This window comes from Legionella sp. 27cVA30 (assembly GCF_024160945.1).
In the GTDB taxonomy this organism is placed as follows: Bacteria; Pseudomonadota; Gammaproteobacteria; order Legionellales; family Legionellaceae; genus Legionella_A; species Legionella_A septentrionalis.
In genome coordinates, this window is record NZ_JAMYXK010000002.1 from 517,311 (window position 1) to 530,868 (window position 13,558).

Here is a 13,558-nt window from a genome sequence, read left to right on the forward strand (position 1 = left end):
TACAATTATCAAAATTATACTCACCTGAGCATGTTTTGTATAGAAATGTTTTGAATTCCGGCGCAGTTCTTGTAAATCAGAAAAAGATAACTTACTTTGTACATACTGCAAAGCAGGGAGCAGCCATGCGCATATTAGCCAATATTGTCCTATTCCTTTTAGCTTCATTCCCGCTGCATGCGAATGACACCGCTTTTGGTGGACAAGGAGCATTGCCTTTTCCGGTTAGTGAAACCGGCATTCGTATGTTAAGCGAGAAAATTACAATTGTTGGCCACCATTTAAATCAGGAAGGTTGGAAGGGCGAGTGGAATTATACCTGTCATTTTACCTTTCAAAATATGCTGGATAAGCCCATGCAGATTAAGATGGGTTTTCCTTTTCCAATTTATGATGAATTGAGTGAAGTGGCTATTCCTGAAAAACAAACGCTCCGCAAAGGAGATCCGTTGATTTACGGTTTTATTGTCCATGTTAATGACCGTTTGATTCCTGCGGAAAAACAAAAAATTGCCGCAAATGAAGAAAAGGGGTTGTATTATACGGATGCTTATCTTTGGAATATGTCATTTTTGCCACGGCAAACAGTTGAAATTACCCATCGCTATAAAACCGGTGCTACGTTTGATGCGCTTGGTTTTCATTGGATAACTTACGTTTTAAAAACTGGAGGATTATGGAAAGATGGCAGTATTGGCCATACTGACATAGAAGTCATCCCCAATACTCCAACGCGCTTGTGCAGTGAGTTGGACTTAAAATCTGCCTACCTTAAACCACTTCCTCCTGGTATAAAAATTATTGCTGAGGGTAAAAATCGAATTTATCGTTGGAATTTAAAAAACTTCCGTCCGCAGGAAGACTTAAGGTTATGCCTGCAAACAGGGAAAAACTATGTGCGCTACCAATTACTTTATCCTTTACTGCAGGAAGAAAATGCGATTTCGCTTAAAAAACTGTCGCGGGCTGAAGTCAATCTTTTAAAAAATACGGTGTATGCGCAGTATGGACGGCCGTTTAAATCGCAAAAGCTGCAATCTTTTTTTAATAAACAATGGTGGTATGAAATAAATCCGAATTATTCCGATGCGCTGCTTAGCACAGAAGATAAAAAAATTCTTGCCATTTTACAAATACAGCAAGGCGAAAGCCCATAGGATAAACGTTCACGTTATCGGTTATCGCTTCTGCATCGGATTCAGTTTTATCATAAAAGATTTGCGAAAAAATCTCCTTTTGTTGGTGCAAGGCTTCAATAAGGAGTACAATTTGACATTTTTAAAATCAATTCGATTACGTTTTCTTATGAAAAAAAATCTACACGGGAAGGCTTGGCCTTTATACTGCCGCCTGCTTGCCTACATTAAGCCGTTTTGGCCTATCCTTTTGCTGGGAGTATTTGCCAACATTTTGTACTCCGCGATTGATGCGGGTTTTACCTACATGATGCGGCCTTTTCTCGATAAAGGTTTTATCGATGTTGACATGGCGTTTGTCAAAAAAATTCCCGCGATTGTATTAATCGGGATTACAGTACGGGGACTTGTCAGTTCACTTGGCAGTTACTGCATGACTTGGGTGGCGCGCTCTGTAGTCAAGGTGCTGCGTCAACAAGTATTTGCTCACATCATTCGCTTACCTGCAAATTATTATGATGAAGCCACATCAGGGCAATTGTTATCTAAAATTCTTTATGACGTTGAGCAAGTAGCACAAGTCAGTGCAGATGCATTGACTGATTTTGTACAAAATACCTGCCTGGTTCTTGGCTTGTTAACCGTCATGATGGTGATTTGTTGGCAGCTCTCATTGATGTTTTTACTCACGATTCCGTTTGTCGGACTTTTGGTTAACTTTACAAACAAACGCGTACGCCGCGTCAGCCATAAAGTACAAAGATCCATGGGGGAAGTCACTGAAATTGCCGGCGAAGCCATTGAAGGCTATCGTGTGGTGCGTATTTTTGGCGGCGAACGCTACGAAGTCGATAAATTTAATAAAGCCATTGAAATATCCCGGCAAAACGACATGAAAGTAGCAGTCAGCAAAGCCATTAACGTATTTGGCGTGCAGTTCATTATTGCTGTAGGCATTGCTGCGATTATTTTCGCTGCCATTCAACTTGCAACCGTGATAACGATTACAGCGGGTTCATTCCTTGCCATCATTGCTGCCATGTTGCAATTGATAAAACCCATGAAAACCCTAACGACTTTGAATGCAACAATTCAGCGTGGATTGGCAGGGGCTGAAAGCGTATTTGCCCTGCTGGACAAACCCATTGAGCCTGAAAGCGGCAAGATTTTAGCGCAGAAGGCGCAGGGAAACCTTCGTTTTGAGCAAGTTAGTTTTGCTTATCGCCAAGGTCCTGAAGTATTGCATAATATAAGCTTCAGCATGCAGGCTGGAGAAACCATTGCGCTGGTTGGGCATTCAGGCAGTGGCAAAACAACCATAGCCAGTTTATTGCCGCGTTTTTACGAAGTAACGCAAGGTAAAATTTTGTTGGATAATATGCCAGTGCATGAATTAGCCTTAAGCAGTTTGCGCTCACAAATTTCCTTAGTGAGCCAGCACGTGACATTGTTTAATGACACATTAGCCAACAATATTGCCTATGGTTCGTTTGCGGTAAGCCGCGAAAAAATCATTCAAGCTGCCAAATTAGCCTATGCAGATGAGTTTATCCGCGACTTGCCACAGGGTTATGATACGCGCATTGGTGAAAACGGCGTACTGTTATCAGGTGGTCAGCGTCAACGCTTGGCGATCGCACGTGCGATTTTAAAGGATGCCCCTATTTTGATTCTGGATGAAGCGACCTCCGCATTGGATAGTGAATCAGAGCGCTACATTCAGGCAGCATTAGAAAAAGTGATGCAAAACCGCACCACATTGGTGATTGCCCATCGATTATCCACGATTAAGCGGGCTGATAAAATTATTGTGGTGCAGCATGGAAAAGTAGTTGAGCAGGGAACGCATCAGGAACTCATCGCATTGGATGGCCATTATGCGCAGCTTTATCGTATTCAAAAGCTGGGGGCGGAACTGTACGAAGAGGAAGAAGCAGTCGCCTAGAAAGAGGAAGCAGTTGTCTGATGAATGAGTTGATCGAAAAAATATGGTACGGGCGGCATCCTTTGCGCTGGTTCTTATTACCATTTTCTTTAATTTATAAACAAGTGGTATGGGTGCGGCGTTTTTACTTAAAACGCTTTTGCACCAAAATTTTCCCAATACCCATTATCGTGGTGGGTAATTTAACCGTTGGTGGCGCAGGAAAAACTCCATTGGTGATTGCTCTGGCGCAAAAATTACGTGAACGCGGTTTGCGGGTTGGCATTGTAAGCCGTGGTTATGGCGCGTCAGTTAAGCAGTTTCCCCACGAAGTCAAGCCAGATGCAAATGCACGATTGGCTGGCGATGAGCCTTTGTTGCTGGCGAGGAGAACGCAGTGTCCAGTCGTCATCGATCCGAAACGCGTACGGGCTGTGCAATATTTAATGGACACGTACCAAAGCCAGATCATTCTCAGCGATGATGGTTTGCAGCATTATGCGCTGGGACGGGCGCTGGAAATCATGGTGATTGATGGGGTACGTGGATTGGGGAACGGCATGTGTTTGCCAGCAGGGCCGTTGCGTGAGGATGTGAGTCGCTTGCAACAAGCGCATTTTTTGATTGCAAATGGGGGGCAATGGCCCGGAGCATTTACGATGGAGTTAATGCCAGGCCAGTTAACGCAGCTGACCAGCGGTAAGCCTTTACCGTTAGGGCGTTTAACCGGGGCCGTTGCAGCCATTGCCGGCATCGGTCACCCGCAGCGTTTTTACAATACCTTATCCAAATTGGGAGTGGCGTTTACCCCGTATTCTTTTCCGGATCATCATCCTTACACACAGGAAGAATTATGTTTTGCTGAAAAAACATTGGTGATGACAGAAAAAGATGCGGTAAAATGCCAAGCATTTGCCACGGATGAAATGTATTTCCTACCGGTGGAAGCTCAGGTTAATAATGCATTCTGGGATGCATTATGGTCACATGAACAATTACAGGGTTATGTTTAACATGCATCGGATTCAATTAGGTAGGTTATTGCTGTGCCTTGCTTTATTTTTTGCAGGGTCGCTTTTTGCAGAAGAAGCAACGGAGGCAAATATCTTTTTGCCCAGTGCTGCAAAGCATGTAAATTGGGTTTTTTCGGGAATTGTCACCAATGAACGCGATGAGCAATACGGCTATATTTTTCAAATGCAACGTGAAAACGATAAATTTCATGCCATGGCTGCATTGCTGGATGCACAAAGTAAAAAAGTAATTTTATTTGATGAAAGCGAGGCCATTATCCCCGAGCCAAAAGCAAATAATTGGCAAGTCGGGAATGAATTCATGAGCTTTAATCCAATCAATGACAGTTGGATCTTCGGCTTTAAAACTAAGGATAAAAAAGGTTTTAATTTTAAGGTGGACATGCTGGACGCGTTAGAGCATAAACCAATTGTACAAAATTTAAGGCCTGGCATGCGTTTGCTCATTAGCCAGACCAGCCGGTTAAATGGTCATCTGCAAGTAGAAACTGGCGAGGGCAAGAACACCGGGGAACAGTTTGTGACGGCTAAGAATGCTTGGTTCCGGCAAGTATGGCTTAATGAAGAAGAAGACAAAAACCATCTTTTTTCAGGGGTATTATGCCAGTTTAATGATAATAGTGGCTTTTACTCCGTAAATATAGAAGAAGAGGATGCCCAGCAAGGAGCGGTCACCGGACTTTGCAATGCGCAGGGAAAAAGCCTTTCCATGTCACAATTTATCGATGTAAAACGGGGGGAGGATGGTCTTTGGCATATAAAAATTTCTTCCCCGAAGCATCATTTAAGCGTCCCGGAAGAAATTAATAATAAAACGGTTATTGCCGGTTTTATTACTGAAGATAAGCAACCCGGATTTTGCGTGTTAAGCCAAAATGAACTGGGTAAAGAAGCGCTGCTTAAGCCCCAAGCGCCAGCAGAGAATGAAGTTAATCCTGCCGCTTAATGTTTTAAGGCTTGCCTTTATTTTTCGTAACTTTCCGGCAGATGCCAAGCCAGGACGGTAGCAATCAGCAAACACATCGGTACCACGGCGAGCGCTAGATGGTAATCGTGCAGGGTATAGGCTCCCTTGTGTCCAAACGTATCCAATAAATATCCGACAAGGGGTTGCAATAAAGGCGCTGAAATCACGGCCAGCGTGTTTGTAAAACCGGTGCAGGTAGATAGGGAGTTTTCCGGAGCAAGTTCATTGGCAATGGTAAATGCCAACATATAAGCTCCGCAGCAGCAACCCATGAAAAACATTAACATGCCTATGAGCAATGGATTTTGAATCGGGCAGTATAAAGTAATCAGAAGCAGTAGATTGGTGGAGATGCACGAACTTAAAATCAAGGGTTTGCGGCGTGGCATTTGGCTGGATAGAATTCCAAACAAGGGACAACTGACCCCCGCTCCCAGGAAAAAAACGGCACCTAGAATGCTTGCTTCAGGCAACGTACAATTTAATTTTACCTGTAAAAAAGGGATTGCCCACAAAGCGCCAAATACGGTCACCAGAGCGAAACTTAAGCCCACAAAACAGCCATTTACCCAAGCTTTACCGTTTTTCAATATTTTTAATAATTGTTGCGTATAATTTCGCTCTATTTTTGCAGTTTTCGCAGAATCAGGGAGATATTTCCAGCATAAAAAAGAAATGAGCAAGCCTATGATTCCGGCGCCATTGATAAAGCCGCGCCAGCCCCATTGTTGCAATAAAGTGCCCATGCTGATCATACCCATTACGGTAACCAGAAAAGCCAATGTCTCGGAGAGTCCAATCATGAAGGCAAATTTACGTAAGGGGAAATGTTGTCGCAACAGGTGGGAAAAACCAACAAATGCAAAGGCTGAGCCCATGCCGATTAAAACTCGTCCCAGCAAAAGGCCAGGCAAGGTATGGCTTGCAGCAAAAAGCAGGCATCCCAGACTGCAGATAAAGGCATTTACGGCAAGCAGAAGGCGAGTATTTCCTCGATCAAACATAATGCCGACTGGTATTTGCAAGCCTGTGTAAACAATATAAAAAGCGCTTCCCAACCAGCCTGCGGTAAGGGCGGAAAGTTGCATATCATGCATGATGGCCCCAATCACCACACCAGAGGACAATTGCATAAAGAATTGAAATAAAACAAAAGAAACACCCACCCACCATATACCCAAGGGTGCACGGGCTTTAAATAAACTAACTGCTATCATTTATGAAACTTTATGAATTTTAATTAACATCCCGGCTTGAGGATGATCAAGATAATATACCACCCCACCTTTCAGGCGTTGCTTTTGCGAAATAAGAAAAGAGCCGCGATTACTATTTGCAGCTGAAAAAAGAAGATTGGCATCCAGTGAATAATAACTGCTTTGCTGGATAGCCAAGGTACCTTCAACATTCCAGCCATTCTGATCAACAATCGCAACAGCTACCGGGCGCTTATTATTGCTGGGTTGTAGCCAGGAATAATGAGCGAGTACCTGATAAGCGGATTTATTTCGCAAAGTCCAAAATTCACCGCGTAACTGGGAACGTGAAGGAGGCAGCAAGCGAAACGGGGGATTTCCTCTTTCCGCATTTTTTTGCAGCAAGATTGCCTGCCTGGTGCTTGGGGCAACCAAGGAGGACAGGCTTTCTTCGCCTTGGCTGGAAGCAGGCTGAGCAAAGATAATCAAATCCACCTGATAAAGCGAAGATTTCTGAGCAGCAAAATTTAATCCTGTATTTAGAATCAAACTAAATAATATCAATATCCGTAACATGTCTATATGCTTAAGAAAATAAGCTGAGCATTATACACATTCGCTGAACTTAGGAATACTGGCTTGGAATTAGCAGTTACAAAATGGATTGATAGTCATTCTCAAGGTAAGGCTTGGAACAATCACAATCCAGTTGAAATGGCCAAGATACAATCATGCAAGACCAATGGTGTGGGCGTGACAACACCTCCATACTAACCCCTGTTGGCGGAAATTATTGTAAGGCCAGAGTTGGCGCCAAGCCTTGGGTTTCGTTGAAAGAAAAGTAACTAAAGCGCGCGCTGCAGTTAATATTACATTCGGGATCTTGGATATGTCCCTTCAACAGGGTTTTCTAATTGCTCGCTCCTGCTTTGACTTGAAATTGCCACATTAGCATATAATGTACTTCCATAAGCAGGATCTTTCTGAGCTCTTTCAATGACTCTTTCATATCTTGCCTGATCGGTAGCCTTTAAACGTTCTAGATTGTCCTTGTACTTATTAACTTGGTTGATATCGCTGGTTATTGTGCCATTCTTTAATACATACAGTATGTTAGAGGTAGATGTAGTCACTTTTATTCCTATTTGCTGGAGGCAGGGGATTATAGTTAAATCATGATTGGAGTGGAAGCTATAAGTAAGAGCGATACAGTGATAATAAGCTTTTTTGTTATGAATGCTTGTGGCTGCAATTCTTAAGCTAAAGCTAGAAAGCAATGGATAGCTGAAGCTTTTTAAAATTTTAAACAAATGGATTTGGTAATTGGTAGATTGGCCAAAATTTCATTGGCAAGAGCAAATCATACAATTTGGCGTAGGACACGCTTAAAGCAGGGAATTTAAAGAAAGTGACCTTCTCAAGCAACAAATAAAATCATTAATCTGATGTCGGTGATGGGAATAAAACTGTTGAAAACGGGATTAGTGCTGTGCAATATAAAAAAATCTTATTGGTCGGAGTGACAGGAATTGAACCTGCGACCCCTGCCTCCCGAAGGCGATCCCGATTGTTTCTTAATGTATTTCTATACATCTCCATGAACAATAACTCCTTGTAATACGAGGGTTAATGGCATTTTTATGATGTACAGTGATATATTGTTATGTTACATTCCACAATGAAAATGCACCCTATATGCACCCTGTAATTCAAAAATAGGATTTTTATTACATGAATGTGATATTAACTATGATAAAGTCCAGGGTATTATAAAAGCAAGGATTAAGCAGTAGAAGAGTTTCGTGGGCGCTATAAACCAAAAAACCACCGAAAAGGTGGTTCTTGGTCAACTGCTAAAAGGGGCGCTTTCGCGGATCCCTAAAAGCTTACGTTGTAATTATGAGTCATTTTACATGGATATGTCAAATTTTTCTGGTTATTTTTTGGATAACTATTCTAATTTGATGCAACAGGATAGGGTATGAAAGAATATATTAGTGCATTATCAATAGATAGGCTTACAAGCTATGAAATATTATGTCCAAGTAAAGTGGATACGGATATTATAGGAGCTTATCATTGGAATTTATTGATAAGCCAAGCATTTTATCCCTTCATACATTCAGTAGAAGTTGCATTACGTAATTCAATTCACCACGCAGCCTCCAAGAAATTTGAAAATGAATTTTGGTTCGATATCGTTGTAACTGATGGTAAGTCAAGATCAATTCTTGAAGATACCAAAAATGATTTACATCGTAGATTTGGGCAAGTAACAGCGTCAGACATTGTTGCAGGATTAACATTTGGATTTTGGACAAATTTAATAAAACAAAAAACATACACTGATCAATTTAATCCAAATCGACTATGGCCTGACTTAATTCCTTCGGTTTTCCCCCATTATGCAAGAGGGCATGATGATAGAAAAAATATTTCCAAGCGATTTGAAGAAATAAGACTGATTAGAAATCGCTTGTTTCATCACGAGCCTATCTGGAAATTTAAAAATGCCCAAACACCGCAAGAATGTATCGCTGAATTGCGTTGTAAGTTCAATGACACATTTAAAGCGATTGGCTGGATATCAAAATACAAACGAAATTGTTTAAGAGAATTTGGTTTTGTTGAATCGTTTAAAAACAATTGCACTCTTGAGATCTTGGAAAGCTATAAAGTGAAGGGTGCTGAAATATTACAACAATTAGCAGATTAATTATGAAAGCAAAAATCAATAACACGCTTATCAAAAAACTGCTTCCTAGAGATAAAGAATACGAAGTTCATGATCTTGATCTAAAAGGATTCATGATAAGAGTTTTTCCATCAGGAACCATGCGTTACGTATGCCAGTACAAAAGAGGCAAAAAAATTAATCTTGGAACAGTCGGCGTTATGACAGCAGCTCAAGCTCGTGAAAAGGCTATTGAAGTACTAAGTAATGCCAATAAGGGGATTGAGCCAACTGCACAAAAAGGGATAAATAAGCCTAAGACTCTGCAAGAATTTATTGAGAGTGATTATAAGCCATGGGTTTTATCAACGCATAAACGAGGTCAAGAAACGCTAGCAGGGCTTATTAGATGTTATAAGGCTTTTTTTTCAAAGCCGTTGGGTGAAATTACGCCTGCTCTTGTAGAACAATGGCGCGTTAAACGTCTTAATGAAGGCACTTCTCAGGCAACCTTAAATCGTAATATAACCATGCTGAAATCACTGATGACCAAGGCAGTTGAATGGGGCTTTTTAAAAGAAAATGCACTTGGTAAGTTAAAACCTTATAAAATCGATCGTTCACCTAAAATTCGATACCTGTCATTTGAAGAAGAGACACGTTTACGCGAAGCGTTAATCGAACGAGACAATCAACTCCGGCTGATGCGAAAAAATGGAAACCTCTGGCGAGAAAAGCGAGGTTATGATTTATTACCCGAGCTTTCAGAAGACGATGCTTGTGATTACTTAATGCCGATGGTGCTATTATCGATTAATACAGGATTAAGACGAGGCGAATTATTTCATTTGACCTGGGATATGGTGAATTTGTCAGAAGGCTCATTGATTTTATCTGGTGAAATTACAAAAAATAAACATTCGCGTTATATTCCGCTCAATGATGAAGCTTATAAAATTTTGGATCATCTGCATAAAAAAACAGCGAAAAAAGAAGGTTTGGTTTTTCCAAGTAAAAATAATCAACCATTTAGCCATGTGAAACGCTCATGGGGATCGTTATTGAAAAAAGCGAATATTACGCAGTTTCGATGGCATGATTTACGACATCATTTCGCGAGTAAGCTGGTGATGGCTGGGGTAGATCTAAATACCGTTCGGGAGTTATTAGGGCACTCTGATATTGCCATGACACTAAGGTATGCACATTTGGCGCCAGAACATAAAATTAATGCTGTTAGAAAAATAGATTGGACGATGCAAGAATCAGTATCATGAGTGGTCGTATGCCCTAGTTTGATAAGGCATCAAATTTCCATCGATGCCAAATAACTGGGGCAATAGATAAAATTGAATCTGCTGAAATAACGGGATCACTGACTGAAGTTCTATTGTTATTACAAACCAATAAATACTTATCTTCACTTTTTATCAATCGTCGAAAAAAGGTGCCTTCCGTGGTTTCCACTATACAATTATGCCCTACGCATTGATTTTTTTTATTTTGATTTATAAATTTAATCCCGCCAACAATGTCTCCAACCTTATACTCCGGCTCCATCGCATCATCTGAGACCGTTATCACAACAGCATTTGGGTTATTCGTTTTAAAGAAGTCTATCTCTTTTTGTATAGCTTGTTCTGAGGCGAGAAGGTTACCAACTGTATCTGCAAGAAATGGATAATTTTGAAATTCATTTTCGATTACTGATGGGCCTTTTCCTATGCCTTCTAATAACCAATCAATTGAACAACTCACATCATATTGATTAAGTATTTCTACTAAAGAAGCAGCTTTGGCTTTATTTAATGGGTTTCTTCCAAGCTCCCATGATTGGAGTGTATGGATACTGATTCCATGCTTTTCTTCCAAATCTTTTCGAGATAAGCCAGCAAGCATGCGTGCTCTTTTGATGCGTTGTCCCATTGCAGAACTATCTTTTTTTACTTTAGTAGCATTTTTCATAAATATGTCTTTACATTTATACGTTTTATATGTATATAATAAATTATTATACGCGATTCACGTATATGAAGTGTGGATTTATACGCGTTATGAGTGTAAGGATGCCTCTAAAATTAATTATTTTCAACACTTTAAAGAGGATTCAGTTTTGAAGGTCAATTTCAGATAGGAATGTAAGTAGTCAATGGACATGTTAATAAACCAGGATGAACTGGCAGCAATGAGTGGCTTACCTCATATCCAGCAATTGGCTTATCTAAGAGGAATCAGACCGTATATGGATGTTAAAACAGGAATAACAGGTATCAAGCGACGAATCAGCTATCAATCGATATCTGAACAATTATATATCGAGCCACATCAGGGGATTAAAAGGCAAAGCTTTTCTCGTGATCAAGTACGTCGTGCAGTTTCAGGTTTGGTACGTGCGGGAATGATTGAAGTTCAATCTGACGGCATGCAGCTCATTTTAAAATGTCCCTTAGCTTCAAGGCATTATTCTGCCCAAAATAAAGCCGCCATAAACCCGCCACAGAAAGCCACCATAAAGCCGCACGTGGAAACCCTTGTAAACAATGAGTTTTCTGAAGGTGAGGCCGTAAAAGCCGACATAGCTGAACCCCAAAAAGCCGCCACACCTCTTAAAGATAATAATTATATTTATTTATTAAGCCGCTTCGAACAATTTTGGAATTTATACCCCGAGAAAAAATCCCACGAGCGTGCTTTTGAAGCCTTCAGAAAAATCAGCCCTGACGAGCATCTATTGCGAATGATGTTGCAAGCACTGGAAAACCAAATCAAAGCACGAAATGTAAAAATAGCCCACGGCGAATGGGTGCCACCCTGGAAATACCCAAGCAACTGGTTGGTTCAAAAATGCTGGGAAGATGAAGTCAAAATCGAAGTAACGCAGGAGAAAAGGAATGCAAAGCGCCGCCCAAATACTGAACTCACAACCGTTGATCCATTCTGGAACCCAGAAGGAGAAGACACAGCAAGCACCAGTGAAGACGAGTACGAACAAAGCAATGTCATCAACCTGGGATGCTACCGACAGCAATAAAAAGCGGATTGAGAGTTTGTTTACGCGCTTTGCAGTTTTTTATGGGCATTTGTGGCGCAGTCAGTTCAAAAGCGATGGGTTTTTGGAGTTTGCCAAAAAGGAATGGATGGAGGGGTTAAGCAAGTTTAGTGATGACGTTTTGAATCAAGCCATCGTTGAGTGTCGTGATTTTTGTGAAATGCCGCCAAGCTTGCCTCAACTGATTCGCATTTGTCGTGACATAAAAAAACGAAATAACATTTATGTCACACCTGAAGAAGTTGCTCCTGCGAGTGCCGAAGTGGCGGAAGCGAATATTAAGCAATGTAAAGCATTTTTATTTTAAAACCTGATAGGAGAGAAGACATGTTGGTATTAACAAGAAGAGTTGGGGAGTCTGTTGTGATCAGTGAGGATATTTACTGCACGATTGTGGGGTATCAAAACGATGAGGTCCGCCTTGCTTTTGATGCGCCTAAGTCCATCCCAATCCATCGTGATGAAATTCAACGCCGCATTTACCGCGATCAGATTAAAGATAACAAGTTTGTAGATAAAGCAGCTAACAACGAGAGCATTGTCGACAGGCTTATTAATAAGTTCAAAAGCAGTGCTTCTTCAACAAATTCCTGAGAATTGAGTCATGACTATCGATGAAGAACAGCTGATTACGGTTAAAGATCGAGCCAAAGAAAAGTTAAGGCGTGATCTGGGTGGATTGATTGAACGGGCTTTAAACGATCCAAAAACCGTTGAAATCATGCTCAATGCGGATGGCAGGCTTTGGCAGGAACGTCTTGGGGAAACAATGCGTTGCATTGGAAGTATCAATGAGGTGCGTGCCGAAAGCATCATCAAAACTGTTGCAGGCTTTCATGGTAAAGAAGTGACCCGATTTAAGCCGATGCTTGAAGGGGAATTACCACTGGATGGTTCCCGTTTTGCAGGACAACTGCCACCGGTTGTATCACGCCCTACATTCGCTATTCGTAAAAAAGCCCTATCCGTTTTTACACTGGATGAATATGTTCGAGCAGGAATTATGACGGATGAGCAAAACGAGATAATTCAACAAGCGGTTTCGAACCACCGGAACATTTTAGTGATTGGCGGCACAGGTTCAGGCAAAACAACATTAGTGAACGCCATTATTCATGAAATGGTAAAAAGCGCACCACATGAGCGCATTTTTATCATAGAGGATACCGGCGAAATCCAGTGTTCAGCTGAAAACTGCGTTCAATACCATACCACCATGGATGTCAACATGACCCAACTTCTAAAAACCACACTCAGAATGCGCCCTGACCGAATCCTTGTCGGTGAGGTTCGAGGCAGTGAAGCTTTAGATTTATTGGATGCCTGGAATACCGGCCACGAAGGAGGAGCGGCCACCTTACATGCGAATAACTGTCTTGCAGGGCTTCATCGTTTGAAATCATTGATTACCAGAAATCCGGCTGCACCCGCTGAAATTGAACCTTTAATTGGCGAGGCGGTTCATTGTGTGGTGCATATTGCAAGAACGCCAGATGGTCGCTTTGTCAAAGAAATCATATCTGTCGAGGGTTTTAAAAATGGTCAATACAACATCAAGAAACTTGTTTAAGGAGAATA

General features: G+C 41.3%; 14 protein-coding genes. 10 read left to right on the top strand and 4 right to left on the bottom strand.

Annotated elements, in window-relative coordinates:
• Nucleotides 1-125: 125 nt before the first annotated feature.
• From NKV53_RS07685 to NKV53_RS07700, 4 genes are all read left to right on the top strand, one after another.
• Nucleotides 126-1,157, top strand: a complete 1,032-nt coding sequence (locus NKV53_RS07685; protein ID WP_126953004.1) for a YARHG domain-containing protein — start codon at nucleotides 126-128, stop codon at nucleotides 1,155-1,157.
• Between the two features lie 148 nt (nucleotides 1,158-1,305).
• The gene (msbA, locus tag NKV53_RS07690) at nucleotides 1,306-3,081 is read left to right on the top strand and encodes a lipid A export permease/ATP-binding protein MsbA (RefSeq protein ID WP_126953005.1); all 1,776 of its coding nucleotides are present in this window, start codon (nucleotides 1,306-1,308) and stop codon (nucleotides 3,079-3,081) included.
• Nucleotides 3,082-3,101: 20 nt separating this feature from the next.
• Entirely contained in the window at nucleotides 3,102-4,073 is a 972-nt protein-coding gene (lpxK, locus tag NKV53_RS07695) for a tetraacyldisaccharide 4'-kinase (RefSeq protein ID WP_126953006.1), read from the top strand.
• A gap of 1 nt (nucleotide 4,074) precedes the next feature.
• Nucleotides 4,075-5,040 carry a hypothetical protein gene (locus NKV53_RS07700; RefSeq protein WP_126953007.1) on the top strand — a complete coding sequence of 322 codons (966 nt, stop codon included), beginning with the start codon at nucleotides 4,075-4,077 and terminating at the stop codon, nucleotides 5,038-5,040.
• 17 nt (nucleotides 5,041-5,057) lie between these two features.
• Here the strand turns inward: NKV53_RS07700 and NKV53_RS07705 are convergent, their stop codons facing one another.
• The 3 genes from NKV53_RS07705 to NKV53_RS07715 all read right to left on the bottom strand — a co-directional run bounded on the left by NKV53_RS07705 (nucleotide 5,058) and on the right by NKV53_RS07715 (nucleotide 7,567).
• Nucleotides 5,058-6,278: an MFS transporter gene (locus tag NKV53_RS07705; RefSeq protein ID WP_126953008.1), complete on the bottom strand. Its 1,221-nt coding sequence runs from the start codon at nucleotides 6,276-6,278 to the stop codon at nucleotides 5,058-5,060.
• Nucleotides 6,279-6,833: a CsiV family protein gene (locus tag NKV53_RS07710; protein WP_127056978.1), complete on the bottom strand. Its 555-nt coding sequence runs from the start codon at nucleotides 6,831-6,833 to the stop codon at nucleotides 6,279-6,281.
• 293 nt (nucleotides 6,834-7,126) lie between these two features.
• The gene (locus tag NKV53_RS07715; protein ID WP_253350929.1) at nucleotides 7,127-7,567 is read right to left on the bottom strand and encodes a hypothetical protein; all 441 of its coding nucleotides are present in this window, start codon (nucleotides 7,565-7,567) and stop codon (nucleotides 7,127-7,129) included.
• 671 nt (nucleotides 7,568-8,238) lie between these two features.
• On the opposite strand from NKV53_RS07715, the gene NKV53_RS07720 reads away from it, so the two are divergent.
• Together NKV53_RS07720 and NKV53_RS07725 are read left to right on the top strand one after the other, a co-directional pair.
• Nucleotides 8,239-8,973, top strand: a complete 735-nt coding sequence (locus NKV53_RS07720; RefSeq protein ID WP_253350931.1) for a hypothetical protein — start codon at nucleotides 8,239-8,241, stop codon at nucleotides 8,971-8,973.
• A gap of 2 nt (nucleotides 8,974-8,975) precedes the next feature.
• A complete protein-coding gene (locus NKV53_RS07725) occupies nucleotides 8,976-10,208 on the top strand; it encodes a site-specific integrase (protein ID WP_253350933.1) in 1,233 nt (410 codons plus the stop codon).
• Nucleotides 10,209-10,221: 13 nt separating this feature from the next.
• Here NKV53_RS07725 and NKV53_RS07730 read toward each other — a convergent pair whose 3' ends face one another.
• The gene (locus tag NKV53_RS07730) at nucleotides 10,222-10,896 is read right to left on the bottom strand and encodes an XRE family transcriptional regulator (RefSeq protein WP_061721645.1); all 675 of its coding nucleotides are present in this window, start codon (nucleotides 10,894-10,896) and stop codon (nucleotides 10,222-10,224) included.
• 184 nt (nucleotides 10,897-11,080) lie between these two features.
• On the opposite strand from NKV53_RS07730, the gene NKV53_RS07735 reads away from it, so the two are divergent.
• From NKV53_RS07735 to trbB, 4 genes are read left to right on the top strand one after another with little or no spacing between them, the layout of a single operon-like run.
• Complete coding sequence (locus NKV53_RS07735; protein ID WP_253350935.1) at nucleotides 11,081-11,962, top strand: hypothetical protein; 882 nt, start codon at nucleotides 11,081-11,083, stop codon at nucleotides 11,960-11,962.
• Between the two features lie 16 nt (nucleotides 11,963-11,978).
• Nucleotides 11,979-12,287: a hypothetical protein gene (locus tag NKV53_RS07740; protein ID WP_042646538.1), complete on the top strand. Its 309-nt coding sequence runs from the start codon at nucleotides 11,979-11,981 to the stop codon at nucleotides 12,285-12,287.
• Between the two features lie 20 nt (nucleotides 12,288-12,307).
• On the top strand, nucleotides 12,308-12,574 hold the full coding sequence (csrA, locus tag NKV53_RS07745) for a carbon storage regulator CsrA (protein WP_027226391.1): 267 nt from the start codon (nucleotides 12,308-12,310) through the stop codon (nucleotides 12,572-12,574).
• Nucleotides 12,575-12,584: 10 nt separating this feature from the next.
• A complete protein-coding gene (trbB, locus tag NKV53_RS07750; RefSeq protein ID WP_027226390.1) occupies nucleotides 12,585-13,550 on the top strand; it encodes a P-type conjugative transfer ATPase TrbB in 966 nt (321 codons plus the stop codon).
• Nucleotides 13,551-13,558 lie beyond the last annotated feature (8 nt).